19 protein-coding genes and 1 pseudogene are annotated in these 26401 nt (G+C 53.8%); 4 read left to right on the plus strand and 16 right to left on the minus strand.

Annotated features, from left to right (window positions below; all coding sequences use genetic code 11):
• Positions 1 to 483 precede the first annotated feature (483 nt).
• A complete protein-coding gene (locus Q3F21_RS16835) occupies positions 484 to 849 on the plus strand; it encodes a hypothetical protein (RefSeq protein ID WP_340255364.1) in 366 nt (121 codons plus the stop codon).
• 377 nt (positions 850 to 1226) lie between these two features.
• Here Q3F21_RS16835 and Q3F21_RS16840 read toward each other — a convergent pair whose 3' ends face one another.
• The 6 genes from Q3F21_RS16840 to Q3F21_RS16865 form a co-directional block, all read right to left on the minus strand.
• On the minus strand, positions 1227 to 2531 hold the full coding sequence (locus tag Q3F21_RS16840) for a hypothetical protein (RefSeq protein WP_340255367.1): 1305 nt from the start codon (positions 2529 to 2531) through the stop codon (positions 1227 to 1229).
• A 610-nt stretch (positions 2532 to 3141) separates the two neighbouring features.
• A complete protein-coding gene (locus tag Q3F21_RS16845; protein ID WP_340255469.1) occupies positions 3142 to 4149 on the minus strand; it encodes a P1 family peptidase in 1008 nt (335 codons plus the stop codon).
• A gap of 523 nt (positions 4150 to 4672) precedes the next feature.
• Positions 4673 to 5053 carry a helix-turn-helix domain-containing protein gene (locus Q3F21_RS16850; protein ID WP_340255370.1) on the minus strand — a complete coding sequence of 127 codons (381 nt, stop codon included), beginning with the start codon at positions 5051 to 5053 and terminating at the stop codon, positions 4673 to 4675.
• A gap of 101 nt (positions 5054 to 5154) precedes the next feature.
• Entirely contained in the window at positions 5155 to 5388 is a 234-nt protein-coding gene (locus Q3F21_RS16855; protein WP_340255373.1) for a hypothetical protein, read from the minus strand.
• A gap of 336 nt (positions 5389 to 5724) precedes the next feature.
• A complete protein-coding gene (locus Q3F21_RS16860) occupies positions 5725 to 8310 on the minus strand; it encodes a metallophosphoesterase (RefSeq protein ID WP_340255376.1) in 2586 nt (861 codons plus the stop codon).
• 4 nt (positions 8311 to 8314) lie between these two features.
• Complete coding sequence (locus Q3F21_RS16865) at positions 8315 to 9586, minus strand: class I SAM-dependent methyltransferase (protein ID WP_340255379.1); 1272 nt, start codon at positions 9584 to 9586, stop codon at positions 8315 to 8317.
• Between the two features lie 316 nt (positions 9587 to 9902).
• Here Q3F21_RS16865 and Q3F21_RS16870 point away from each other — a divergent pair.
• The 3 genes and pseudogenes from Q3F21_RS16870 to Q3F21_RS16880 all read left to right on the plus strand — a co-directional run bounded on the left by Q3F21_RS16870 (position 9903) and on the right by Q3F21_RS16880 (position 12538).
• Positions 9903 to 11230 (plus strand): annotated as a pseudogene (locus Q3F21_RS16870) (helix-turn-helix transcriptional regulator).
• On the plus strand, positions 11205 to 12005 hold the full coding sequence (locus tag Q3F21_RS16875; RefSeq protein ID WP_340255382.1) for a WYL domain-containing protein: 801 nt from the start codon (positions 11205 to 11207) through the stop codon (positions 12003 to 12005). Before Q3F21_RS16870 ends, Q3F21_RS16875 begins: the two are co-directional and overlap by 26 nt.
• 98 nt (positions 12006 to 12103) lie before the next feature.
• Positions 12104 to 12538: a hypothetical protein gene (locus tag Q3F21_RS16880; RefSeq protein ID WP_340255385.1), complete on the plus strand. Its 435-nt coding sequence runs from the start codon at positions 12104 to 12106 to the stop codon at positions 12536 to 12538.
• A 240-nt stretch (positions 12539 to 12778) separates the two neighbouring features.
• Here the strand turns inward: Q3F21_RS16880 and pdxA are convergent, their stop codons facing one another.
• From pdxA to spoIIP, 10 genes are all read right to left on the minus strand, one after another.
• A complete protein-coding gene (gene pdxA / locus Q3F21_RS16885) occupies positions 12779 to 13783 on the minus strand; it encodes a 4-hydroxythreonine-4-phosphate dehydrogenase PdxA (protein WP_340255388.1) in 1005 nt (334 codons plus the stop codon).
• Positions 13784 to 13815: 32 nt separating this feature from the next.
• Positions 13816 to 15018 carry a hydroxyacid-oxoacid transhydrogenase gene (locus Q3F21_RS16890; RefSeq protein ID WP_340255391.1) on the minus strand — a complete coding sequence of 401 codons (1203 nt, stop codon included), beginning with the start codon at positions 15016 to 15018 and terminating at the stop codon, positions 13816 to 13818.
• A 27-nt stretch (positions 15019 to 15045) separates the two neighbouring features.
• On the minus strand, positions 15046 to 16491 hold the full coding sequence (locus Q3F21_RS16895; protein WP_340255394.1) for an aldehyde dehydrogenase family protein: 1446 nt from the start codon (positions 16489 to 16491) through the stop codon (positions 15046 to 15048).
• 32 nt (positions 16492 to 16523) lie between these two features.
• The gene (locus tag Q3F21_RS16900; protein ID WP_340255397.1) at positions 16524 to 17792 is read right to left on the minus strand and encodes a lactate racemase domain-containing protein; all 1269 of its coding nucleotides are present in this window, start codon (positions 17790 to 17792) and stop codon (positions 16524 to 16526) included.
• A gap of 37 nt (positions 17793 to 17829) precedes the next feature.
• A complete protein-coding gene (locus tag Q3F21_RS16905; RefSeq protein WP_340255400.1) occupies positions 17830 to 19104 on the minus strand; it encodes a TRAP transporter large permease subunit in 1275 nt (424 codons plus the stop codon).
• A gap of 2 nt (positions 19105 to 19106) precedes the next feature.
• Complete coding sequence (locus Q3F21_RS16910) at positions 19107 to 19622, minus strand: TRAP transporter small permease (RefSeq protein ID WP_340255403.1); 516 nt, start codon at positions 19620 to 19622, stop codon at positions 19107 to 19109.
• Positions 19623 to 19690: 68 nt separating this feature from the next.
• A complete protein-coding gene (locus Q3F21_RS16915; RefSeq protein ID WP_340255406.1) occupies positions 19691 to 20734 on the minus strand; it encodes a TRAP transporter substrate-binding protein in 1044 nt (347 codons plus the stop codon).
• Positions 20731 to 22071, minus strand: a complete 1341-nt coding sequence (locus Q3F21_RS16920; RefSeq protein WP_340255409.1) for a four-carbon acid sugar kinase family protein — start codon at positions 22069 to 22071, stop codon at positions 20731 to 20733. The genes Q3F21_RS16915 and Q3F21_RS16920 overlap by 4 nt, the downstream gene beginning before the upstream one ends.
• 226 nt (positions 22072 to 22297) lie before the next feature.
• Complete coding sequence (locus Q3F21_RS16925; protein ID WP_340255412.1) at positions 22298 to 24181, minus strand: PrpR N-terminal domain-containing protein; 1884 nt, start codon at positions 24179 to 24181, stop codon at positions 22298 to 22300.
• Positions 24182 to 24353: 172 nt separating this feature from the next.
• The gene (gene spoIIP / locus Q3F21_RS16930) at positions 24354 to 26234 is read right to left on the minus strand and encodes a stage II sporulation protein P (RefSeq protein ID WP_340255415.1); all 1881 of its coding nucleotides are present in this window, start codon (positions 26232 to 26234) and stop codon (positions 24354 to 24356) included.
• Positions 26235 to 26401: the final 167 nt, after the last annotated feature.

The following is a 26401-nucleotide window of genomic DNA, read 5'->3' on the forward strand; positions in this document are numbered from 1 at the left end:
GGGAACTGGCCTTGTTATTGGCACTCCTCCACCAAAGCCTGTCTATCCACTGAAACAAGGAAAGCAGCTGTGGTGGGGAGAAGCCTGTTTCCATTCTACGCTCCGGTCTTCGTCCTGCAAGGGAGCGAGGACTGTCCGCTCCGCAGTGACCCCGAGGGGATCGCAAAACGGCGCGCAGCTCCGAAGGGAATTCATAGGTTGCGATTCTGTTTCCTCGGGATCACTGCTCCGCTAGGCTGGACTTCGCTAGTCGCTACGAATGGAAACAGGCTTCTCTGGCGAGCAGAACTGCTTCTGCGAGCTTTTAAAAGTATGCGGGATAACTCAGGTTGTCTATGGCTTACGACAAACCATATCGCAGGAAGCTGAGAAGGGATTCTTTCGCTATGAAACGTAAGCCCTCTTCGCTAGCAAGACTTTCTCAACCTGTCGGGCGCACGTCCGAACGGTTTTTTTGTTTGATGGAAACCAGCAGCTGTAGAGATGAAAAAGGAGAAAACGGCAAAAGGTCTTTGGGACACTTCCCAGGCGGAATGGAAAAAGCAAAACACGCTTTTAGCGTCCAACTTGAGACGCTGCCTCGAAAAGGCTGCTTTTGGACGCGGTTTTGCTTTTGGAATGGAGCCGGACAGTCCAACCCCCATGCAGTGTCCCACCGAACCTGGAGCCGTTTTCTCCTTTTTCATCTCCTCCACCAAAGCCTGTCTATCCACTGAAACAAGGAAAGCGGCTGCGGTGGGGAGAAGCCAGTTTCCATTCTCCGCTCCGGTCTTCGTCCTGCAAGGGAGCGAGGACTGTCCGCTCCGCAGTGACCCCGAGGGAATCGCAAAACGGCGCGCAGCTTCGTAGCGGATTCATAGGTTGCGATTCTGTTTCCTCGGGATCACTGCTCCGCTGGGCTGGACTTCGCTAGTCGCTACGAATGGAAACAGGCTTCTCTGGCGAGCGGAACTGCTTCTGCGAGCTTTTAAAAGCATGCGGGATAACTCAGGTTGTCTATGGCTCACGGCAAAGCTTATCGCAGGAAGCTGAGAAGGGATTCTTACTCTATGTACACATTCGATCAAAAGCGAAATGCCAGCCTAAACTCATTGTTGCCACTTATTCAAGGAAAAATCAAAGCCGGTAATCCTTAGCGTACAGGAAACCGGCGTTTTTTCTGTCAATCAGGGCGTAGCGTACAAAATTCGCTTTTTGTTGGCGGTACCCCTATCTTTTCTTCTCGTCTATTTTTTCAGTTGATAGATCTTCTTCGGACGTCCGCGCACGGCCTGAAACTCTTCTCCCTTGCACTCGGCGAGACCGTATTCGCACAAGCTGCCGATGATCCGCTGGGCATTCCGCACGGTCATTGACAGGTACGTGGCGAGGTCGGATGTCGTGAACGTGCTCCAGCCCATTCGCTGGACCAGCGCTTCAATCTTGTTGTAGGTCTTGATGCTGACGTTTGCCTTGTTCAATTTATCCAAGAGCTCTTTGTCATTGGAGCGATACGCATAGGCGATCTGTTCCGGTTCACCCACTGCCTCCACAATGACGCCGTTGTCCTGGACGATCACGATCCCGTATCCATCCCTGCTCTTCGCATGCTGAATCGCCTTGCGCGCATTGCTTTCAGCGGAAAAAGCCGTCTCGCCAAAGCCGATGCCCACCGAGACAGGAACGTCCGCCTCGACGGAAAGCTGCTTCAGGGTCGTCCGCAGCATGTCAATCTCCCGCTCGATGGCTCCCCGGGAGCTGAATATTTGGTAGCGGCCGTTTCCATTCGCCATGAGCGAGCCGTCCAGCTTTTCGCAGAGCAGCAGCAGAAGCTGTCTCACCTTCAATTCCAGATGCTGCAGATGAAAACGGGCATTTGATTTTTCGACGATCGTGTCAAACTGCTCAAGCTCGATGATCTCGACGCCGATCTGCGTATCCTTGAAGTACGAGCTCCTCGCCCTTTCAATGACCATCTTCATCGCTTGCCGGATTTCCATCTTGGTCATATAGATACGGTAGACAGGCACTCCCGCCTCGCGAAGAAGCTTTTCCACGGTCATCAAGGTGGTGAAAGCTCCTTGCGTCTTCCCTTGCTTCCACAGCTGCAAATGAAATTGCGCCACAGCCTGCGCGTCATAATGCTCGTCGTAGGTCATCACATGCTTGTCCTCGTCCGGTATTTGCAGCTCGGACAGCTGCTCTTGCAAAAATTGCCCTTCCGACTCAATCATGTCGATGGAGACTCTCTTTACTGCTTCATCCCGGTCGATCGACATCTGGATAAAGCTGCGGTATAAATTGGAGCCGGTCGGCGGGCAGTAGACCATATTGGCCTCGGGCCGCAGCACGTTTTTTGCGATCGTATACGGAATCGGACCTGAGAAAAACCAGCCGTCAAAATCGCGACTACGCTCCTGGACAATAGCGCTTACTTCTTTGGCATCCCCGTAGGGGATCGGAACAAATTCGATTTCATGCTCAAACTCGTTGGCTACATCCAGTATCCGCTCGACAGAAGGAGGCGGTCCAACGACACCGATTCTATACATAGTAACGTTAACCCCTGCCTCGTTTAGATAATGATTCATTTTTACTATAGCAGACAGGCATGCATAAACCAATGGGGGAAAAGCGCGTCCCCCCCTCCCGTTCAGGTCAAACAGCTTCCACTCTTCCGGCAATGGATCGGTTTTCCTCCTTTCTCTCTTACAGTAATTGCCGACTGAAAGCCCACGGTTTTCATCGTGGGATGAAAGACGGCTTTGCCCGAACATCCCTTCATGGGATGGGCAGGGCAAACCTGATTTGGTATAATCAGGATATACTCTTTGAGCTGTCAAGCAAAAGACGTTAAAACAATCATCGCTCTTTTGAAAACAGCGTACATATAGGGTTGCTCAAGCGAATCTTCTTGAGCGTAAAATGTATGAAGTCGTCAAGAACAAGACGCTAAAACATTTGTAAGAACAAACCTGTGGCAGATGGTGACAGTCTGCCAGCCTACGGAGCTATATGCTCTGCCGTGGGACGGGCTGATGAGACAGCCCTGAACTTGGGGGAACTACGGATAGCAGAAATGCACTTCCGACTACCACCCAAGAATCCCACTGATGCCGAAGGTGTCAGCTTGCGGCTTTAGCCGTGGGAGTCTCAACGCCTCTATTTCCGAAGATCCCGATAAGCCGGAATCCCCTCTGCCCCCTCCGCAGCCTTGATCGCATTGACAACCGCGGCGGCAAGCACCTCCGCCGACAGCGCTCCGACGAGGTTGACGGATGCGTCGACGCCGCCTGTCGCCACGGCAAAAACCGTATCCCCGTCACTCATCGTATGTACGGGAAAGATCGCTTTGGCCAGGCCGTTGTGGGCCATTTGCGCCACTTTATTGGCCTCGGTTTTGTTCAGGTTGGCATTGCTGGCAACAACGGCAATCGTCGTGTTGGTGCCGCTAGGGACAGGCGGAGAGCTGCTTTCGATCATCCAGGAAAGCGCGTCCCGAATTCGACCGTTGTCGTCCCGCGCCCCGGCCAAAATCTCGCCGGTGACGGGATCGCGCACCTCTCCCACGGCGTTGACGGAGACAACCGCGCCTACGACCAGCCCGTTCGGCAATTGAAGCGATGCAGAGCCCAGCCCGCCTTTCATCGCCCGCTTGCCGCCTGCCAGCTTCCCGACGGTCGCACCGGTTCCCGCTCCCGCGTTTCCTTGTTCGACTGGTTCCTTGCTTGCCTTTTTTGCCGCTTCGTAGCCCATCTTCTGGTCGGGCCGCACCTTCGCGCTCCCGAACGATAAATCAAAGATGACGGCAGCCGGGACAATCGGAACAACGCCCACACCGACATCGTGGCCGATGCCCTGCTCTTCGAGATATCGCATGACACCGCTGGCGGAATCCAGTCCGTACGCGCTTCCTCCCGTGAGCACGACAGCGTTTACCTTTTCGACCATGTTGATCGGATTCAAAAGGTCGGTTTCCCGCGTGCCGGGAGCCGAGCCGCGCACATCTACGCCGCAGGGCGAGCCTTTTTCCAGGACGACCACGGTACATCCGGTCATCGCCTTTCGATCTTGCATTTGGCCGACTTTCACTCCCGGGACGTCGACAATGGTTCCTCCCGGTTTGATCCATTCGCTTATATCGGCCCCGGCAGCTTTTGCCCCTTCCATTCCTCCCGCCTCCTCGGCCATGACCGAACCGATGGTCAGAAGACTTCCGGGAACAGCGGCGGCCAAGCCAAGCAGGGCTGTTTTGTGGAGGAACTCTCTGCGGGAGACAGAATGGGTTGTCTGTGTATGCTGTTTTTGGTTTGGTTCTTCTGCCGGACAGATGACGGATTGGCCGGAATCAGCGTTGGGGAAGCTTTGCCTGTGATCGGGCACTTGCACTGATCGGTGCCTCTGAGCCTGTTCGTTTCCTTTGGCTGTCGACGACTTGTCCAACGATTCATTTTTCATGCCGGTCCCACCTTTGCTTTCAGATGTTGTCGCAAGCACCATTCACAAGTTCAACGATTATTTTTTGAATATTCCATCTATTATGATCGTAGCGGAAAACTTTGCGGCAATCAATTGATTTTCCGGAATTGGGGAGAAAGTAGCAGAAAAGCCGGAGCATGACGGGCGATCCAAAAAAGAGGGAGTAAGAACCCCGGTTCTTACTCCTGTCTTTTCAACACATAAAGAAAAACGTTTACTGATACTGAAATAAAGCTGTACGGCTCTTCGCTTTATTCTTGAGCCACTCATCCACCGTACTCTTTGGAAAAAAATGGTCCCCATTGATTTTGATATACGGAAAATCGGTTTCGTTAACGAGCCTGATCAAATCTTGCCCGGTTATCCCCAAGTATTCTCTGACCTTCTGCTCATCCATAACGTTCGGCTCTCCCGCTTGAATCAGTTCATTCACCCTTCCCTCCAGGCGAACGACGGCTCCGGCTATTTCCGCGGTGTTGTGCGTTTCGGAATCACCGTATGCGGCAATTCCGGATGCCGCATTGGCTACCAGCCACGCCCCGATCAGGATAGCTGCGGCCAAAATAAAAGTTTCGATTTTTACGGTATGTTTCAAACTGGCTCCTCCCGTAATGACTGTTCCTATAATCTGTGTTCCGAACCTTTTTCCAGACCCATGACTCCGAATCACCCGTTTTTGCCTTCCTTACCGTGCATTCAGTTCATCATCGTACAGGTCGTGACCATGCACAGTTCGCGAAACGATCCGGCTGTCAGCAAGCACTCCTCGTAGCCGAGATTTGCCGGAAAAGGGTTTTTCCGCCTTTCCGCAATCTCCTGAATCTCTTGTTGCGACAGTGGCGCATTCCAAGTCCGCAAAAAGGTTTCCAATTCGCTTTCCGTTCCTTTTGGCCCCCTCCGGTACTCTCGATCAAAGACATGGCTCCACATGGATCGCAGCCTCCCAAGCGCATTGACTCGCGTGCATAAAATGACGGCAAAGCTCTTTCTTAGTAGATAGACGAAAAAAGTCCTGTGAAGTCACATGCCTGTCTTTTTCACCACATCGTCTCACCGATTATGAAAGGCGATAGAATTCAAATCCGACGGGCGGAAAGTGGCTCCAAGCCGAAGGGGATGCTCGGCCCGTCTCTCTGCTGTACAACAAAAGAGTGTGTTTGTGCCGAGTACACTATAGAGCTGACACTTCCAACAGTCCACTGGCAGTTCGTTCTCGGGCAGGAGGAGAAGGTGCTTACATGCCTCCGCCCCCTCCCCTTCTTTCTTTTACAGCCGCGGATCAATCTCCTTCTCCTTTGCCGCTTCAAACAACAGATTCGCAACGACCTCCTTATAGGCTTCGTTGTCAGCCGCGATCTCACGGAACGGAATCGCCAGCATCCGTTGTCCGAGCAGATGCTCATTCATTGAGGTTCGCAGCTTTTGAGCAATGTTTTTCTGCTTTAGCAGCTTCCTGTATTTATAGGGGAAACGGTAGTCATAGCCGTAGATGATCGACAAATAATCGGGATTGCGGACCTTCAAGCAAGGAACGGCCTTGCTGGTCGCTTCCTCCGGCTTGATGACTACGCCCTCCATCCGGTACTCCAGCGTCAATTTGGCGAAGAACCGCTCCGCCCGCTCCACGCTGTCCGGCTCGGCCAAATCGATCAAGAGGAAGTCGTCATCCGACAGGAAGCTGTACATCTCTGACGTCTTCCAATCCGGAAACTGCTCCTGTCCATTCTCCCATACCGCCTTCAGCAACGAAAACGGCTTGTATTCCAGCTTCCCGTCCCCGGCGTACAGCTCCAGCTGCCGCTTGTACGTATGGTAAGCTCTCGCATGCTCATCCAAAGGAACATACGTCTCCAGAATGTCGCGAAGATGCTTGTAATTTTGATAGACACTGGCCCCGTATTTTTGACTCAGCTCGTTTCTGGAACAGCGGAACTGGTCTTGTTCAAATCCGCTTGCCCGGTACGCGTCCGCCAGCTTTCCAAAGGCTTGCTCAAAGCCGTTTTGCTCAAGGAAGGCGAGTTCGCTCTCCAATGCCTTTTCAATCGGTTTGAACTGCTTCTGGATCAAGCCGTCTCCAAGCGCGCTCCAGGGAAGCAGCTCTCCGTCCAGCACGAGCATCTGGATTTCGTTTTGCTCCATGTAGCCGCCGAATTTTTGCAGCAGCCCCTCGTAAATATCCGTCAGATCGACCTGCGTGATTTTGTAGCCGTTGCGGCTGACCGCAAAGCATTGACCAGGTTCCTTGTGCAGATACACGTTGCATCTGGAGCCCATGTACTTCGGCTGCAAAACGACCTTCCGGATCCCTTTCCCTTCAAAGTACTGCAGCCCGCGCTTCAGAGACTCCAATTCATGTGCGGCTTCGTCCTTGTCTGCCGGCGACATCGTTCCCGAGATAAAATTGACCCGATTGCGCGAGCAGTAATGCAGCCTGCGGATTTCTTCGTCTTGCAAATCTTCGACAGATACCTTTCTCTGCTCCTGGAACAAGATTTGCAATTCTTCCGCCAGGCCTGCCCGACTGGATTTGTACGACCGGAAGAACGGCTTGTGCGCGATGCTGATGGCGGTCAGGACATTGCCGTGGACGCAGCCTGTGTCAATGTGCAGCTTGTTCTTGACGCGGAACGCCTGTTTCGCCGCGATATGTCCAAACACGTGATACGGATGGTTTTTTACCGCTTCTTGCTGCAGGAAGGCAAGCTGGTTCTCCAGCGGTTTGTCCCGATCGATCCGATAATTGCGCTGGCGGCGAACGAAATGTTCGTCCAATTTTCCCAAATATTTGTTTTTGCACGGCGCATGGGTGACGATGAAAGAAGGGCTGTCTGTCCCCGTAAATCTGTAAAACGGCTTTGACAGGGCATGCAGGCACGTAAACTTCTCCAGCAGCTCCGCATCGTGCAAAAACGCCTGGGTGGAATCGAAATACGTATGGACAAGCTCCTGTTCGGCCCCCTTTATGTTGCCTCTCACGTACTTGTCGACAAAGTTCTCGTGATTCCCCGTGACAAACAGGAAGTGCTCCCTGTTTTCGTACAAAAACGCTACGGTCTCCCTGGTGTTTTTTCCTTTGTCGATCCAGTCGCCGACCAAAATAATCTTGGTATCCCGGACTTTATCCGTAACGATCAGCTTGCCCGCCTCGATCTGATAGCCGTAGGCGAGCAAGAGACCTTGCAGCTCCTGCACGCATTCATGGACATCTCCAACGATGATGTACCGCTGATCTGGCGGCAGGATCGTCGCGAGGTATTCTTCCCTGTTTTCGATCACGACCTGGCAGTCGGGATGGACTTTGCCCTCTGCCGGCAGGTAAAAGTCTTTTGCGCGAACTCTGTGGATCTTTGCGTATCCTTCCTTTGCCAGTGAGCCGAGAACATCTCTTTTCAAGCGGTTAATATGGCTGGTAATCAGCTTTTTTGAGCGCTCCGAAGCGTAGTAATCCTCCCGGTTGCGATAGTCAAACACGACCACTTCCAATCTGTAGTTGTTCTGGCTGGCAATTTCCCGCACCTTTACCCGAAAGTCGTCGGCCAGTCCCATCGTATCGAGCACGACGAATTCCGCGTTGATCGGGTAGGAGGTCACCGCTTTCAGCTTGTCAAACAAGAGCTGGAACGCCTGCTCGCTCGCCTCCAGCATGACTTGATCATACTTGTCGCAATCCGCTCCCAGAAGCTCCTGGCGAATGCTGTCCGAGGAAATGTACTGGACATTTGCCCGATAGTTTTTCGTCTCGTCGGCAAACCGGAGACCGGGAATGAGCACTTCCTTGGCAAATGTCGTCTTGCCGCACTCTGTCGGTCCGATCAGCATGAGGATGGTGTGGACTTTCGTTTGAATTTCCACGGGTTCAAGCCCCCTTTCTCTTGAGAATGACGCCTTGCGTCGTGTGTATGTTGTTGACTGCGTCACCGATGCATACAAATTCCGTGTCCATCTCGGCACCCGCTCCTTTGATCACATCCGTGAACCACTCTCGAAACGCCGCTTCTCCCATCTCCCACTTGTGATCGTCATGCCGAAATCCATCCAGCTCGTAAAACGGGTTGAAGTCAGCGTTGGGCGTCGTGATCAGAAAATGCTCAAAATCGATATGGCTGCATATAGACCGAATCAGTTTCCCGGCTTCATCCTCGCTCATATGCTCGATGACCTCTGTCAGGATGACGTCAACCCTCTCTCCGTTGTACACCTCCAGAAAACGGTCAATCGAGCGAAATGCGGCGATGTTCTCGATCTCCTTTGCCTGGGCCTTGCGCTTTAGCGATTCGAGCACTTCCTCATCCGTATCGATCGCAAAATAACTGGCTTCCATCTTCCCGGCGAACCGCAGCGCATAAAACCCTTCCCCGCAGCCTACATCGACAATCGACTTGTTGAAGGGCAGCAGTCCTTCGATGTAGCTCCGGCGTTGCAGCGCCGTGCTTCCAAACGCGAAGCGGATGTCGTAGCGACTTGTTTTCTCCAGCTCCGCCCTGTATTTTTGAAAGCGGTCCCGCGAGGACAGGAAGTTTCTGACAAACAGGCTGCGAATATAAAACGGCGCGTCCATCAGGTTTACGCTCCTCGTGTATTTATCCAGAATGTTCTCGGAAATATCGATATATTCGTCGCCAAACATGGACAAAAACAGGCACAGCACGCTTGCTGCATGAAGCAGATGATGCAGGCTTTTTCGCGTAGTGATCGTCAGCGCCCAGCTTTTATGCGCCCGATGCTCGACAGCAAACGTAAACTCCTTGAGATGCTTGGCAAAAAATTCAACGTACCGCAGCTTTTCCATATGGATCATATGGATGTAAAAGACATGCTCGTAGCCCTCCGTATCCCGCTCGTCACGGGTTTTTAGCGGGGCAGAAAAAAACTCGTTGATCGCGTTTAACGGAAACAGCGGCGTATTGTACCGCGATACATTCAAATACTCGAATTGTTCCTGCTCATGCTGTTTATAGGAAATGTCATTGTCCGCGTCCTTGAAATAAACATTGAACGTGGAGAAATCCGTGTACCAGCCGTACGCCATCCCCTTGCGGATCGACCGCAGCAAGACGCCGGACTCCGGGTTCTTTTTGATGAGAAAAGAAAACTGCGGGTTCGTAGACTTCAATTGGACAATAGCCATACGAGAGCCTCCCTTTGGAAAGGTAGATAGTCGCGGCTTCCGGATGCTTTCCGGCGGAGCCGCTGGTGATGCGCAAAAAGCCTCGGACTCAAACGTCCATGGCCGAACAGTTGCTGTGAAGCAACCCATCCAAGCGCCTCAATGATCTTGGCGAGTGCTGCCGTTCGGCCTCGGCCTCTCACCTTCATCATCGCGTATTTTCATACCGGCGAACATGGCAAAAGTATTACGACATGAGAGAAACTTTTCCATTTTGACCATTTTTCGCTGTTTGATAAAATTAGGAAGGACGAATACGCGGAAACGGGGTATGGCCATGGCTAAAGAGAGCTTTGATAAAGAAATCCAATTCCTGCGAATGCTGGTGCTCACGAGCGGCGCCTACAACCGCCAACAATTTGCGGAGCGCCTGGGCATCTCCGTCCATACCTTCGACAAGACGATTCGGCGGCTGAAAGAAATCGTGCAGACGATGCATGCACAGCTTCTGGAAAAGCAGGGAACCGAATTCGCGGATATGCTCCGCTTCAGCTACTACGAATCTTCGGACCCGATCCTCTTGTTTTTGTACAGGGCCAAGTCGCTGAAAGAATCGGAAAGCCACCGGCTGTCGCTGATCGTCGCTGCTCTGGAAAAGCGGCCATTGACGGCGGCCGAGCTGATGGACGTTTGCTGCGATGAACTGCCTGCCGATGTCCCCCTTCCCGACGAAAAAACGATTCGCTCCGATCTGAAATATTTGGAGCAGGTCGGCGCGATCAAAAGAGCGGCTGGCGGACGGCCCTACCGTTATCGGATTCACAACGATCTGGTAACGCAGCTTTCGGACGAGGAACTGCTGGATCTGTATGACTTTGTGGACGTAATGGCAAACACGCAGGTTCCTTCCGTACAGGGATCTATCTGCTCCGGGACAGCTTGAAGAAAGCGCTGAAACAAAAAGAGCTGGCTTCGGCTGTCGACGATCCGTTTTTGTACAAATATCACTACTACTCCCGCATTTTGGACGAGGCGCATTTATTTTTCCTGTTCCAGGCAATCCGCCTCCGCCGGAAAGTCAGGTTTCTTTACTTTTCGCCAAAAACGGGGAAAAGCTATGCTTCCCAAAATACGAATCCCCTGTTTGAACGGGAAACGGAAGGCAGAGAAGAACACGTCCTTCCATTAAAGGTGGTGTATGACCATCAATACGGCCGGTGGTACCTTCTGGGAAACAACTACCGCCAGGGGATCATGAAATACAGGGTGGAAGGACTGACGCAGATCGAGCAGAGCGAAGCGGTGACGGAAGAGGAGCTCGCTCAAAAGCTCGCTGAGCTGGAGGCAAGGACACGCTTGAGCTGGCTAGTCGACACGGGAGCGCCGGTGAAGGTCAGGGTCCGGTTTTTCCGCCCGGACAAACAGCAGCCGGATTTCGTAAAGGAGCGGGTCCTGCTCCAGGGACAATGGGGAACGATTACCGAAGAAAACGATGAATGGTTTATTTACGAGATCACGGTAAACGGGACAACGGAAATCAAGCCCTGGCTCCGCAGCTTTGGTTCGAGCTGCGAGGTTCTCGAGCCAGCGCGGTTGCGGCGTGAGTTTATTGCGGAGTGGAAGGAGATTCAGTCCTACTATGAACCTGTTCGAGAAAATATTTAACTATCAGCTCATTTCCCGTCTGGATGATTGCGGAACGTTTACGATCACCGCACATGAGCGATCCTGGTTGAAAACCATGCTCGCCCACCCGGCGGCAGAAGCGGCATTTACGACGGAAACACTGAATAAATTGCGCTCCTTGCTGGAACCGGCAGAGACGGTTCCGTTCACGGAAAGCCTTGGAGAAAAGGCAAAAAGCAGGGAGCGGCACGTCTACCACCCGCTCCTCAGGCTGCTTCGCCGTATTCTGGCGAAGGGCCAGGGGATTCGTATCACATACCGGACGAAAAACGGCCGGGTGAACACTGGGCACATGGGCCTCCCTTACAAGCTGGAGTATTCGATGGTCAAAAAGGAATGGTATCTGCTCTGGTATCATTTCCGCCATCAAGCCTACATGGCGACCAGACTGCAAAGTATTGTTTCCGTAAGTGAGCAGCCGCTCGAACGACACGAGGCGGCAGCGATCAGAGCGAAAATCGAGGCCACTCTAAAGGGACGCAAGGAGACGGCTGTCATCGAGGTCGTCCGCTTGTACAACCGGGAGCTGTCGAGAATATTGTACGCCTTCTCCTGCTTCGAAAAGAAGGTGGAGTATGTGGATCAGACGAATACCTACCGGATTACGCTCACTTTTCTGGCTGACGACGGCGAGTATATTTTGTCCAAGATTCGCTTCCTGGGCAAGCGGGTCCGCGTCATCCAAGGGGAACGTCTGCAGCGGCGGATGTGCGAGTCCGCGGCAAAAGCACTTTCCCGGTACGGAATCGAATAGCCGAATTTTCGCCCCTTGCTTGTGTTTGTCCACTTGCAACGAAGCATGAATGAATAGGCGGGAGCGCCTTGCTCTTGTACATGTTAGGAGGGAGCCAATTGAGCAATGCGAGATTATGTCCGAACTGTTCCAAGGAGACCAGCAGCCAAGCCCTGACATGCGATCTTTGCGGAGAGATGTTGAAGAGCCGCCCCCCTGAAACTCCGCCTGTTTACCGGTCCGACGACGGAAAGCAGTCACCTGCAAATAAAGCGAGCACTTTCAAATTGACCCCGATTGTTTATATCACAATCGTAATAAACGGGATGTTCATCCTTTTCTTATATAAAGCTCTTTCTGCGCTACTCGTACAAGTGTTTCTGGCGACTACCGCCATCCTCCTGTTCGGCGTCATCAAAGGGACCCTTTATTTCTTCCCGCTTGATAATCGCAAAAATGTCGGACTTTTGCTGATGGCTTCTGTAATTTTCCTGTGCACCACCGCTTTTTTAACAGTTGTCTACGGTACAAACAACTATCAGCCTGCTCACTAAGCGATCAAACAGTTTTTGGACTCTTGTCTGTCCGGACATAAAGAACAGAATAGCCAGTTGAGATCGCTTCCGCTGCGAGTAGCCTCGCTGCTTACGGTCTGCAGCAGCCGTTCCCGGACAACCCTCGCACGCAATTTTGTCTCTCACAGTGCTTTACACCTCCGGTATGGAAAGAGACAGCAGTGCCGTCTCGACTGCTGTCTCATTTGCTGTATCTGGCGCATCATCTGCTGTATCGCTTTACACGCCCCTCGGGGCCAATTCGACCGCCTGGCGAATCGCTTCCTTTAAACTGAGCTCGTCGGCGATGCCTTTTCCGGCGATGTCAAAGGCAGTCCCGTGATCCACGCTCGTACGGATAATCGGCAAGCCGACTGTAATATTCACACCTGCTTCCAATCCAAGCACCTTGACCGGTCCATGGCCTTGATCGTGATACATCGCCACGACGATGTCGAAATCGCCGCGCACGGTACGGAAAAACAGCGTATCCGCAGGCAGCGGTCCCACTGCCTGGATGCCTTCCTGCTGCGCCTTCTCCACGGCGGGAACGATTTTTTCCTCCTCCTCGCCGTAGCCGAACAAGCCGTTCTCTCCCGCATGCGGGTTGATGCCGCAGACACAGATTCGCGGCTGGGCATAGCCTGCTTTTTGCAGCGTCTCATGCGCCAGCTTGATCACCTTGTAGACGCGTTCCGGATTGATCTTCTTCACCGCGTCGATCAGTCCGATGTGCGTGGTGACGTGAATCACTTTCAGCTTCGGTGCCGAGAGCATCATCGAGTAGTCCTCCGTGCCGGTCAGCTTGGCGAGAATTTCCGTATGCCCCGGATAGAGGTTGCCGCCCTTGTGCAGCGCCTCCTTGTTCAACGGCGCCGTGCATATCGCATCGATCTGTTTGTCGCTTGCAAGCGCAATCGCCTTTTCCAAATAGCGGAAAGCAGCGTTCCCCGCCTCCGCCGAAACAACTCCAAACGGGAGATCTGCAGGCAGCAAATCCAAATCCAGACATTCGACGATACCTGGGGCAAACACTGCTTCCTCTACGGATGAAATCGGTCGCACGATGAGGTCGGAGCTTACGATTTCTTTGACACGCTCCAGCATTTTCGCGTCGCCGATCACGAATGGACGGCACGCGTCGTAAATCGCTCGATCCCGGAGCGCCTTCATGATGATTTCCGGACCTACCCCGGCAGCATCCCCCATCGTGATGGCGATGATCGGTTTGTTGTTGATCGTCATAGCCGCTTTTCCTCCTTTCTTTTCAAAGTCCGTTACAGCGCTTTGCGCAGAAGCTCTTCCAGGCTTTTCTGGCTCGGCACGCGCGGGTTGTTGCGGATCAGCCGGTTGATCTCGAGCGATGTGCTGGCGATCTCGGCCAAATCTTCTTCTTGGATGCCGATTTGCGAAAGGCGGGTCGGCAAGCCGATCGCTTCGACCAGCTTGAACACCTCCTGCCATGCCATCTCCGCCAGCTCCTTCTCTGTCTTGCCTGCCGGGTTCACCCCGAACGCCAGCGCGATTTTGGCCATTTTTTCCTGTTCAACGGCGGTATTGTAGGCCATGACATAAGGCAGAAGCAATCCGGTTACTTCCCCGTGCGGCGACTTGACCACCCCCCCGATCGGGTATGCCAGCGCGTGGGCAGCCGCCGTTCCCGCATTGGAGAAGGCCATGCCGGCAAGCAGGCTGCCGAGCAGCATATTTCCACGTGCCTCCAGATTGCTGCCTTGCTGAACCGCCAGGACGAGATTTTTTGCGATCAGTTCGATGGCTTTATACGCCAGCGCGTCGGCAAGCGGCAATGATCCTTGGAAAAGCAGTTCGCCTTCCGCCTGAATGTAGCGAAAATCCTTCGCCGTATACGCTTCGATTGCATGAGAAAGCGCGTCGATGCCAGAGCAGGCGGTCACGTACGGAGGCAGGCCGACGGTCAGCTCGGGGTCGAGCAAGGCTACCGCCGGGCGCAAATAGTTGTCCGAAATGCCGATTTTCAGATTGTTTTCCAAGTCAGCCAATACAGCAACGGAAGTCACTTCCGAACCGGTGCCCGCTGTAGTCGGGATCGCGATCAATGGAGCGATGGGGCCGGGCACACGGTGCTCGCCAAAGTAATCGGACGGATGTCCGCCATGGGCCATCAGCAGCGCTACCACTTTGGCCAAGTCGATGCTGCTCCCGCCGCCCAGACCGATAATCGCGTCCGTATCCATATGCGCCTTGGCAAATTCATAGCAATCGATCGCCGTTTGGATCGGCGGTTCCGGTACAGCCTGATCGTAAACGACCACCCGATACTTCGCTTCTTCCAGCAGACGGAGTACTTTATCGGAGATCCCCGCCCCCTTGATGCCGGGGTCTGTGATCAAAAAAACATTTTTCGCTTTGATCCGCTGCAAAATCTTGTCCAGCTCGCGAATCGAGCCATTCCCGTATACGATCCGCTCTGTAGAAAAGAACTCCCATGTATGTCTCATATCCGCTTCTCTCCTCTTCCCTTCCGATTAAGACAGATTGATCACGACAACCCGCTCTTCCGTCATTTCCTCCACTGCCCAGCGCGGGCCCTCCTTGCCAATGCCGCTGTCTTTCACTCCGCCGTAGGGCATCACGTCAGCACGGAATGTGGATACGTCGTTGATAATGACTCCGCCGAACTCCAGTTCATGGACAGCGCGCATCGCCAGCTGCAGATTGGATGTAAACAGGCCGACCTGCAGTCCAAGTCTGCTGTCGTTTGCCTGGCGGAATGCATCCTCGATGTCGTCGAACGGAATGATGCTGATTACTGGAGCAAATACCTCCTGGCAAACTACTTTCATCTCAGGCGTTACATTCACCAGCACGGTCGGGTAGAGAATCGCTCCTTCCCGCCTGCCCCCGCATGCAGCCTTTGCCCCTTGCTCGATGGCTTCGCTGATCCACGCCTCTGCCCTTTTCGCCTCTTTTTCCGAGATCATCGGACCGACATCTGTCGCCGGATCGGTCGGATCACCCACCCTGAGCGATTGAGCGACCTTGACCGCCCGCTCCACGAAGCTTTCGTACACGTCGCGGTGAACGTAGACGCGCTGCACGGATATGCAGGCTTGCCCGGCGTTGGAAAAGCCGCGAGTGACGCACAATTCGGCTGCCTGCCCAAGGTCTGGCGCATCCCGGTGCACGATGTTGGGCGAGTTGTTGCCCAGCTCCAGCGTGACCCTGCGAATTCCCGTCGCGCTCTTGATGTGGCGTCCTACGCCGGGGCTTCCGGTAAAGGTAAACATCGCGATGCGCTCGTCTTCCAGCAAATATTGGCCTGTTTCCGGACCAAATCCATTCACCACGTTGAGGAAGCCCGCCGGGAGTCCCGCTTCTTCCAGAATTTCCGCCAGCTTCAAGGCGATGATCGGCGTCATTTCCGCCGGTTTCAGCACGACTGTATTGCCCGCCGCAAGCGCCGGGCCGACTTTGTGCACGGTCAGATTGAACGGGAAATTGAACGGAGTGATAGCTCCGATCACCCCCACCGGTACCCGTACGGTAAAGGCCATCTTGCTTTCATTTCCCGGCTGGCCGAGCGGTACGCCTTGCCCAGCGATTCGCTTCGCTTCCTCCGCAGAAGCGATCAACGTCTGAATGCCGCGATCGATCTCTCCCCGCGCGTCTTTGAGGACCTTGCCTACTTCCGCGACCAGGATCAGGGCCAGCTCCTGCTTGCGCTCTTTGATGATGTCCGCCGCGCGCATGAGAATTTTATAGCGTTCCACCGGGCTCAGCTTTTTCGTTTGAAAGGTATGAAGAGCATTGGTTACCGCTTTCTCCACATCTTCCTTTGACGCTTTGCTGACACGGGCAAGCTCTTCTCCCGTGTATTTGTTCATCACGGCAAACGTATCGCCGCTTGCTTGCCATTTCCCGTCAATATAGTTTCCGTACACAGTTGAACCTTTTCCAGTCTGTGCTTGCATGGCGCACACTCCTCTCTTTCTTTGGAATGATCTTACGGATGATGCAGCATTTTTGGCAGGTACCCCTGCTCGTCAAACTCCAGCTCCGCCAGTTCTCCCACCACTTCCACATGCGGCAATTCGGCGACTTCCGGCAGCAGCACTTCCGATACGTAGAGGTACTCCAGATGTAGTGTACTCGGAATCCGCATGATGCGGGCTTTTTCCGGCTCCACGCCCCAGTTGGCGCGCAGCGCTGCAGTTATCGCCGCCCGGTCGCTTTCGAGCACGATCGGAATGCTCGCCCGGGCAAGGAAGGTGCTCGTGATGACATTCTCATTCATCGCTTTGAAGTCGAGCTTGTCAAAAAAACGCTGCGTGGTCAGATCAGCCAGACCGATGCCAAGTCCGTTGCCATGCGACGCCTCGGAAAGATCGCTGGCGATGATGTATTTAATGCGCGGCGACTGGGGTTCAGGCGTCCCCTGAATTCGCAGCCTGCCGATGATATTCGTGTCCATTCCCGTACCGCTGTAGTTCTTGCCTACTTCATCCACGATCAGAATGTCGATCTCTTCAGCCGGCAATTTGGGCATCAATGCTGCCGATTCTGCCAAAAGCTCCCGCTCCCTGGCTTCAATCCGAGCAGTCGGGATTGCTTCGATCAGCGCTGTCTGTTCGAATGCATTTTCCACAATGGCAATGCCGCAAAGAATCTTTGTATGGGCCAGCATGACCCGCGCCACTTTGGGCATAATGTCGCGGATGCCTGTCACCCCGTGGCTGTGGATCAGCAAGGCCTGCTTGTGCTTGCCAAGCCCGATGGCGGCCATTTTCATCAATCCGCTTTCAATGCCGATCGGCGATTTGAAGTCGGTATGCACCTTGACTCGTCCCATCAGGATGATCCCGTCCGCAGCGAGGGCGTTCTTGTCTACATATACCGGCATCCCCTCTTCTGTCTGGCCCACCTGCTCCACTTCCATCGAAGACCGGATCGGCGCGCCGCAAAAGTCCTCCGTAATCCCCAGGCTCTCCAGCACTTCCACCTGGCCTTCTGCCGTTGCTCCTCCATGGCTGCCCATTGTGGGTACGATAAACGGCTCGGCTCCCATCTGTTTGAGCTTACGGACGACTGCCCGGATGATCAGGTGGATGTTGGCAATCCCCCGGCTGCCCGCTGTGATGGCTACCTGCATTCCCGGCTTGACTTGCTTGTCCAGCCCTACACGGTCGAACTGTTCGCTGACGGTCCGGTCGATGTCTGCCACAGCCGGTCCGCTGAATCGCTGTCTGATTTTGATCATTTTTGGAAAGTTCATGGTACGATAATGCCCCTCCCGTATTGAACTTACGTCGTTATTTCAACAAGCTCGGCAGCCAAGTGGAGATCGCCGGTACATAGGTGATGATCAGAATATCGACGATCAGCATGATAAAGAACGGAATGAGCGCTTTCGTCAGCTCCTCCAGCTTGATCCCGGCGATCTGGCAGGCCACAAACAGGTTCACTCCCACCGGCGGCGTTACCATCCCCATCGCCAGGTTGACGATCATGATCATGCCGAAGTGTACCGGATCGATACCGAGCTGTACGGCAATCGGTGTCAACAACGGCGCCAGGATGATGATGGAAGCGGACGTTTCAAAGAACATGCCGACAAACAGCAGCAGCAGATTGATCAAGGCCAGGAAGATAATCGGATTGTCGGAAAAGGCGGTAAACGCGGCGGCAATTTTTTGCGGCACCTGTTCGCGCGTCAAAATCCATCCGAACATTCCCGCCGCGGAAATGATGATCATGATAATCGACGTCGTAATCGCCGACTTGGAGAAAATCTCAACCAATTCCTTCCACTTTACTTCGCGGTACACGAACACCCCGACGATCAACGCATACAGCACCGCGACCACCGCCGCTTCCGTCGGCGTAAAGAACCCGCCGTAGATTCCGCCCAGAATAATGACCGGCATCAACAGGGCAAGCAGCGCTTCTTTGAACGTTTGCCAGCGATGCCCCCAGGTGATGCCCGTCTCGCCTTTGTAGCCGCGCCGCTTGGAAATGTACCAGCATACGAGGATGAGCGAGCCGCCGATCATAATGCCCGGAAGGAACCCGGCGATAAACAGATCGCCGATGGACACCCCGGCGGAAATCCCGAACAGGATCATCGGAATGGACGGAGGAATGATGACGCCCAGCTCTCCGGACACAGCCTGTGTCGCTCCGGCAAAGCGGATGTCGTATCCCTTCTTCACCATCGCCGGAATCAGGATCGAACCGATCGCTGCTGTTGTTGCCGCGCTGGAGCCGGAAATCGCGGAAAAAAACATCGCTGTCACGACCGTCACAACCGCCAGGCCCCCAGTCATTCCTCCAGCAAGCGAATTGGCAAAGTTGACGAGACGGCGGGAAATGCCTCCCGACTCCATCAGCGAACCGGCGAGGATGAAAAAGGGAATCGCCATCAGCGGGAAGGAGTCAAGTGCGGCAAACATCCGCTGGATCAAAACGATGAGCGGCATCGTTCCGTCGCTCATAAAGGCGGCAGTGGAAGCGAGGCCGATGGATAGAGCGACCGGTACGCTCAAAAGGAGCAGCACCAACAGCGAGATCATCATGACAGCTGCCATCGTTATTCAGCTCCTTTGAAAAACTCGCGGTTCATTTTTCCAGTGACGACCTCGATCAGAACCGCAATGGAATTTAGCAACATGAACAGTCCGCCAATCGGCAGCGATGCGTACGGAATGGTCATGGGGATTTTCAGACCTGGGGAAAGCTGTTTTCCTACATGGGCAAGCATTTGAAATCCGTATACGATCAAGACGACAAAAAAGGCCATCGAAACGAGCAAAACAATGATACGAAGCACCTTTTGCAAATGAGCGGGCAGGCGTTCAGCGATCGCCTCCACGCCAATCAATGCGCTATAGCGAACAGCCAGAGATGTTCCAATCAACACAAGCCAAATCATCGCATAGCGAGCGAGCTCCTCCGTCCAACGGGGGATGTCGATATTGATATAACCGCTCAGCATCCGCGCAACCACCTGGTACACGATCAGTGCCGTCATCACGGCCAGAAGCAATGCAACTGCGTAACGCAACAGCTTGTTCACACCGTCAATCGCTTTTACTATTGCCTGCAAAAGACTTCACCCCACCTTATGAATCGGCGGATAGGTCCCCCCTATCCGCCGCCATCAATCTCAAGACCTTACTGAGTATTGCGAATTTTTTCAATCAGCTCTTTGCCGAATTGCGGTTCGTATTTTTCGTAAACGGGTTTCACCGCTTCAATAAACGGCTGCAAGTCCGGATTTTCCACGATCTCCATGCCTTTGGACTTCAGCTCGCCTAAGTACTGCTTCTCCATCTCGGCAACGGTTTCGCGCTCGAATTTGCCCGCTTCCAGAGCAGCTTCTTCAATCGCTTTTTGCTGTTCCGGCGAAAGCGAAGCGAATTTTGCCTGCGACATCATCAGGATCGAAGGAGAATAGAAGTGTCGAGTCAGAGACAGGTGCTTTTGCACTTCATAGAAACGGGAGGTCATGATCACCGGAATCGGGTTCTCCTCCGCATCAATCGTTCCCTGCTGCAGCGCCGTGAACAGCTCGGTGAAGGCCATCGGCGTCGGCTGCGCTCCCATCGCCTTGAAGGAATCCATGTGAATGTCGTTTTCCATCGTACGAATCTTGAAGCCTTTCAAATCCTCGGGCTTATTGACCGGATGGGCGTTGTTGGTGGCGTGGCGAAAACCGTTTTCCCACCAGGCGAGCGCTTTCACGCCCATGCTGCTTTCAACCTTCCCCAGCAAATCGGTTCCGACTTCGCCATCCATCACTTTGTGGGCATGGTCTGCGTCACGGAACAGGAACGGCAGGTCCACGACCGTGACTTCCTGAACAAACCCGCTCATCGGACCAGTCGACGAAAGGACCATGTCGATGGAGCCTACATTCAGACCCTCGATCATGTCGCGCTCTCCGCCAAGCGCCCCGTTCGGGAAGGTTTCAATTTTGACGGAGCCGTTGGTTTTGCTCTCTACCAGTTCCTTGAACTTCTCCAATCCTTTTTGGTAGTGCGAAGTGTCGGCCAGCGTATGGCCTGCTTTCAAGGTTACAGCTCCACCCGAAGCTGCTGGCTGCTGCCCTCCGGCATTGCCGCTGTCGGCAGGGTTTGCCTGCCCGCCTCCGCCGCCTCCGCATGCGGACAGCAGAACCATTGTCGAGACAACCAGCGTGCCAAGAACTTTTTTCATTTTTCGATTCCCCCTCTACCAAACTCGTATTTGTGTATTTTCTCCACGGCATGCGCCAAGGAAAAACGATTGCCGAATGCTCCTGCCTTGGTTACGACAGGAAGCTTGTCCGCCAAACCGCCGATGATGACGGAAAGCGGAATGCCCTCTTCCACTTCACTTACGATTTGCAGCGCTTCTACGCCGAGATGCAGGCAGGTCCGGTAGGCAATATCTCCTCCCGTGAGGACAAACCCGCTCACTTCGCGCTTGGCAAGCACGCTTTTTCCCAGCGCTCCCAGGCAGTCCGCGATTGCGTTGCCGACGGCAAGACCGCTCTCTCCCGTGCGCTCCATCCACTCCGCAACTGCCTTTCGCATGCTTTCCGTAGAGTCTGTGCTCAGGACGGGCGACAGCTGGTCGTCGATGCTGTTTACGAGCTCTTCTTCGACCCGCTTTATTTCACGGCGAAAGCTCTCTTCTTGTAAAAGCGCCAGCGGATTGGCCGTCACGATGCGGAACTTCGGCAGTCCCCTCAGTGCCTCAATCTGCTCCGCCGTAATAGCGCTTACACTTCCAGCAAGCACAAAAACAGGAGCGCCGCTACCACTGCCTTCCCCTTTTTCCGCCAATTGAAGCGGTTTCAACTTCAACCGAGAGGCAAGCTCATGGGCCAGTGCATCCGCAAGCCCCGCAGAGCCGACCCACAGCACGCGCATTTCCGAAGCGAGCAGCGCTTCTGTCACCCTTTGCATATCCATCTGGTCGGAGGCGTCAAAGACGATCAGACGCATGCCCGCCGCATGCTGATTCACGATTTCGGCCATCAGCCTGTCGCGATTGCTCCGAACCGTTTTTACATCAATGTGCCCCACATCCCGATTCGCTTGTTTGCTCAAAAGAGTGGGCAGATGCGATTCGCTCACAGGGGATTTGGGATCGCGGGCAATTTCGGTGTCTTCGAGCAACACCTGGTTGATCAAGTGATATCCGCCGATCGTCGTCCGGCTGTTGGCCGGATACGCCGGAATGATGGCCGCCAAATCAAACGGACCGCTGTCCATCAGCGCGTTGATTTCGATCCCCACATTCCCCCGCAGCGTAGAATCGATCTTCTTGTAGACGCATGGGATCGTGGAGAGATGCAAATCCGCAGCCAGCCCCTTGCTTTTTGCATACGCTTCCGCCGGATCAAGCGACCTGGTCTCCGCGTTGATAATCCAGACATCAGCCGCTTGTCCACTCTGCTGTTCCGCCGGATCAAACAGCGATACGGTCCGAAAGCCCTTCTTTGCAAACTGCACCCCCGTATCGTTTGCTCCGGTCAAATCGTCCGCGATAACGACTATCCTAGCCAATCAAACAATCACCTCTTTACCGCATGGCACCCGTTCGAGTCGATCACCTCTTCAGCACCTCACACAGCTTCATGTGTTGCATAATTAAAATAACTTAATAAGTTGCAAAATTCAATACTTAATTTACGTTTTTACCGATTCATTTTGCAACATTTTAATAAAACTGCCGATTGGCATAACAAAAAGCAACAAGCTGTCTGCTCGTTGCTTTTTCATTTCTTTCCGTCTATTCGCTCGTCGCCTGCTTTAATTTTCTCCACAGCGTCGAACGGTTGATTCCCAGTCGCTTTGCCGCTTCCGACTGGTTCTGCCCCTCCTCCTCCAGCACCCGCCAGATCACTTCCCGCTCGATTTCCTCCAGCGTTTTGCCGCTGATGTCGATTCCGCTTCCCATGAAGGGTGCGTCTGCCGTCTTGCCAAGCTCGGTTATGATATGCTCCACTTCCATTCGCTCGATGAAAGGACCCGTTGCGGCAAGGCACATTTTCTCCACAACCGATTTCAACTCCTGAATATTTCCGTACCAATCGGCCCGCTTCAGCAAATGCAGCATCTCCGGGCGCACCCCGACGATCTGTTTGCCTGATCGGGCATTGAAGGAGGCAATGAACCAGCGCACCAGATCGGCGATGTCTTCTTTTCGCTCGCGCAATGGCGGAATCGCAAGAGAGAACCCGTTGATCAGATGAAAAACATCTTCGCGGAAGCTGCCTTCCTCGATGCAGCTCTTCAAGTTTCGCGCGTTGGCGCAAATAATCCGCACATCGACGGGAATCGGCGATGTACCGTTGATTCGGCTTACTTTCTTTTCCTGCAGGACATTGAACAGCATCGCCTGAATGGATAGCGGAAGCTTGCCGACGGCATCGATGAACAGCGTGCCGCCATGCGCCATTTCAAACGCCCCTCGCTTGCTCAGCGGCCCCTCGCTCCCGAACAGCTCCAAAGATAGCTGCTCCTCCGTATAGGCCTCGCAATTGATAAAGACAAACGGAAAATCCTTGCGCCGTCCCGCATTGTGGATCGCCTGGGCGAAACTTTGCTTGCCTGTGCCCGGTTCGCCGTAAATGACCACCGGCAGCTCCATTTGGCTTGCCTGCATCGCTATTTTCAGCGTCTCTTTCATTTTGTCCGAGCCTGCCACAAGCTGGTTGAAATGCATGCTGGCCCGGTGCTCGAAGCCCGTGATCGACTGGCGAATCAGCGACTCCGCTTTTTGGATCCGGCGTGCCGGGGAAATGATTGCGAACCCGCCTTCCTCACACTCTTCCACCAGCAGCGTTTGCTTGGTGAGCAGCACTTTTTCTCCATTTAACGAGACGATTTCCTCTCTAGACCCCTCTGACGTATCTGGCACATTATCCAGATTCAACAGCGGATGAAGCTGGTCAACCTGCTTTTCGAGCGCGTGCTCCCTTCTGATCCCGAACAATTCCTCCGCCTGCTGGTTAAAGGCAAAGACGCGACCCTCCCGGTCAGCGGCAACGACGCCTTCCGGAAAGCGCTGGATGATCGCCTCCAACCGTTGCCGCGCCGCTTTTTCGCGCCGGGTGTAGTACGCCATATGAACAGCCTCGGAAATCGACTCCATCACCGCTTCCTTCCCGGAAGTAATCAAAATCGCCTGCAAGCCCATCCTTGTGGCCATCGACGTGGAGATCACGTCGCCGATAATCACCTGGACGCCTTGGGCCAGCGCATGCTTCAACCCGTTCTCGATCTCTTCCTCCTGATCAATCGGAAAGAAGGTCAGATTCATATCCAGGAGCGTTCCGATCGCATCGGCTCCCTGGATCGTGTTCAAGTAGCTCATCAGGCCGACTTTGCCGGCGTAGCCCTTGACCAGCGTCAGGGTGCGGAGAATGTCGTAGCCGGAAATTTTCACTTCCACCACCGGCAGATTGCAATGCTTTCGGAGCAGGCGAGCGGTCGCCCCTCTGCTGATGATCACATCATATCCGTTCTCTTCAAGGCTTTTCGCCAATGCCAAACCTTTGTACAGGTCGCCAACTTCCACATCCAGTCGAGCGCCGCTTGTCATTTCCTCTTTTACTTCGAGAAAAACATCGCGCATCCCCTGATAAGGGGCAATCACCAGGATACGAGTCAAGAAAAATCCCTCTTTTGCGCAACACATCACAATATTCCATGTTGCAATTTGATACATATAGTGTACAGGAAGTGCTTTTCCCTTTTCAATAGGGGAGGGTCATTCTCTCAACGGAAAAGCATAGAAAAAGGCACGATTCTTTCCGCACCGCCTGCGAAAAGAATCGTGCTTTTTAGTTGTACGCGATTTGCGACTCCAGCATATAGTTGACAAACACATCGGCAAACGCCTCTGCCGTATTGTAGCACTCCTCCAGCGTATTGTTGGTTCCGCCAAATTCCAGCAGCAGACTCCCCCCGGAAATAGACTGATTATACTCGCCATTCCCCTGGTTCGCACCCTTTAGAATAATTCCGCGCGACAAGCCGGGGTACGCCGCCTCCAGGCGGGCGTGCAGATTTTCCGCCAGCTTCTTGTTCTCGAGATAGTTCGGATTGGCCGTCCCGATCACAAACAAAATGCGCGAATACGTTTTGCCGTTCAAGGTAAGGGCTACCTTGCTGCGGGGCTCGTCGCTGTCGCGGTGGATGTCGAAAATGTACTTGAGGTACGGACTCGTCGCGGCTGCCGCGCTTACCGCTTTGTACGATTCCGAATAGGAGAGCGAATAGCTTTTCTTTTGCTCCGCAAGCTTTTGCGCGAAGTCGTCCTGATTGGCCATCGTGGGAATGCCTCTGGCCTGCAGCAGCTCGCCCAGCCGTTTTCCAACCAGCGTAATGTTGATCACAGGGTCATCCACGGAGCTGCCTTTCGTGTTCCTTGCCACATTTCGCCAAGACTCGCGGTTATGCGTGTGGTAAATGTAGACAGTCTCATTTCCGACCATGCCATGGTTGTAGCCTACGCCGGAGCTGATGGTCCCATTTGCCGGCTGACCTCCCGATTGGATAGGCTCGACGACCCAACCGGCAATATAGGCGGTCGTATTGTCACCGCGACGGATGACATACCAGTCAGCTTCTGTCTGTACGATCGGGTAGACTTCCCCGGGTTGAACCGTTCCGATGACCGCGTAATCGGTTCCGGGGCCTGACCGCAGATTGGTGTCGGGATTTTTTACGCGAATGGACGCTTGAGCTTGTCCAGCCGTATTCGGGATGCTTATCCCTGCTCCAGGACTGCCGATCGGCTGTCCCTGTCCAGTCTGCCCCCCTGCATCAGGATTAAAAATGTAGGCAAAGACCCCGTTGAAATTGATTTTGTACCAGCCCTCTGCATATCCGTAATGATTGATTGTCATCCCTGCATTCAGCTCGCCGATCACAGGACTCGAAAAATTCGGCTCGCTGAATATCACGAGGCCTTCCCGCAACACGATTGTGCCCGACCCTTGTCCATTGCCTGGCGCAAATGAAGGTGGCGGAGCAGCCGGGACAACAGGTGCTGTTGGCGGCACAGGTGTTTGGGTTTGGACGGGCGGCTGGGTCGTCACTGGTGGCTGCGAAGTCATCGGCGGCTGCGTCGTCATTGGAGTTTGCGTTAACGCTGGCGGTTGCGTTGTCGCCGGAGCTTGCGTCAGCACTGGCGGCTGGGTCGCCGCCGGAGTCTGCGCAGGCGCAGGTGTCGGCTTCGGTGCCGGAGCAGCTGTTTCCGTCAAGAAGCGTGCATTCACCCAGCCGCTCACTTTGTCAGACAGCTTGATCTGTGCCCAATCTCCTTGCTTTTTGGTTTGCAAATACACGCCGTTTTTGTCGATGATCTGCAAGATTTGTGCAGCTGCATTCGGTTCAGCCCGAACATTCAGCATGTCTACATTGCTCTTTACATATTTCACCTGCGGGATGTCTATCATTTTGACGTATTTATTGATGACCCAGCCCGTTTTCCCATCCGCGAGCTTCACCTGTGTCCACTCTTTTTGCTGCTTAATGATCGGCAGCCGCGCAGCTTTGGTGATGGTTCCGACGATTTGGGCAGTTGTACCCGGAGTACTGCGAATATTCAGCTGATCAACAGCTACCTCGACATGAGTAGCCGCTTGCGCCCACGATGGAGGCAGCAGCAAAAACAAAAAACAACCAGCGATCAAAGCGACTTTTATTCGTGCATGCAACAATCTCGTTCCCCTCTGTTCGAGTATTCAACATTGGAAAATGTATCCTAATCATATGAATTTCTAGATTCATCTACATTTTCCTGCACCGTGCGACATTTTTTGTCTGTAAAATGGAACAGAATGTCGCAAAGACGAGTTCCCTCCCCTCTTCTCCACTCTTTGCA

This window comes from Brevibacillus borstelensis (genome assembly GCF_037834415.1).
Lineage (GTDB): Bacteria > Bacillota > Bacilli > Brevibacillales > Brevibacillaceae > Brevibacillus > Brevibacillus borstelensis_A.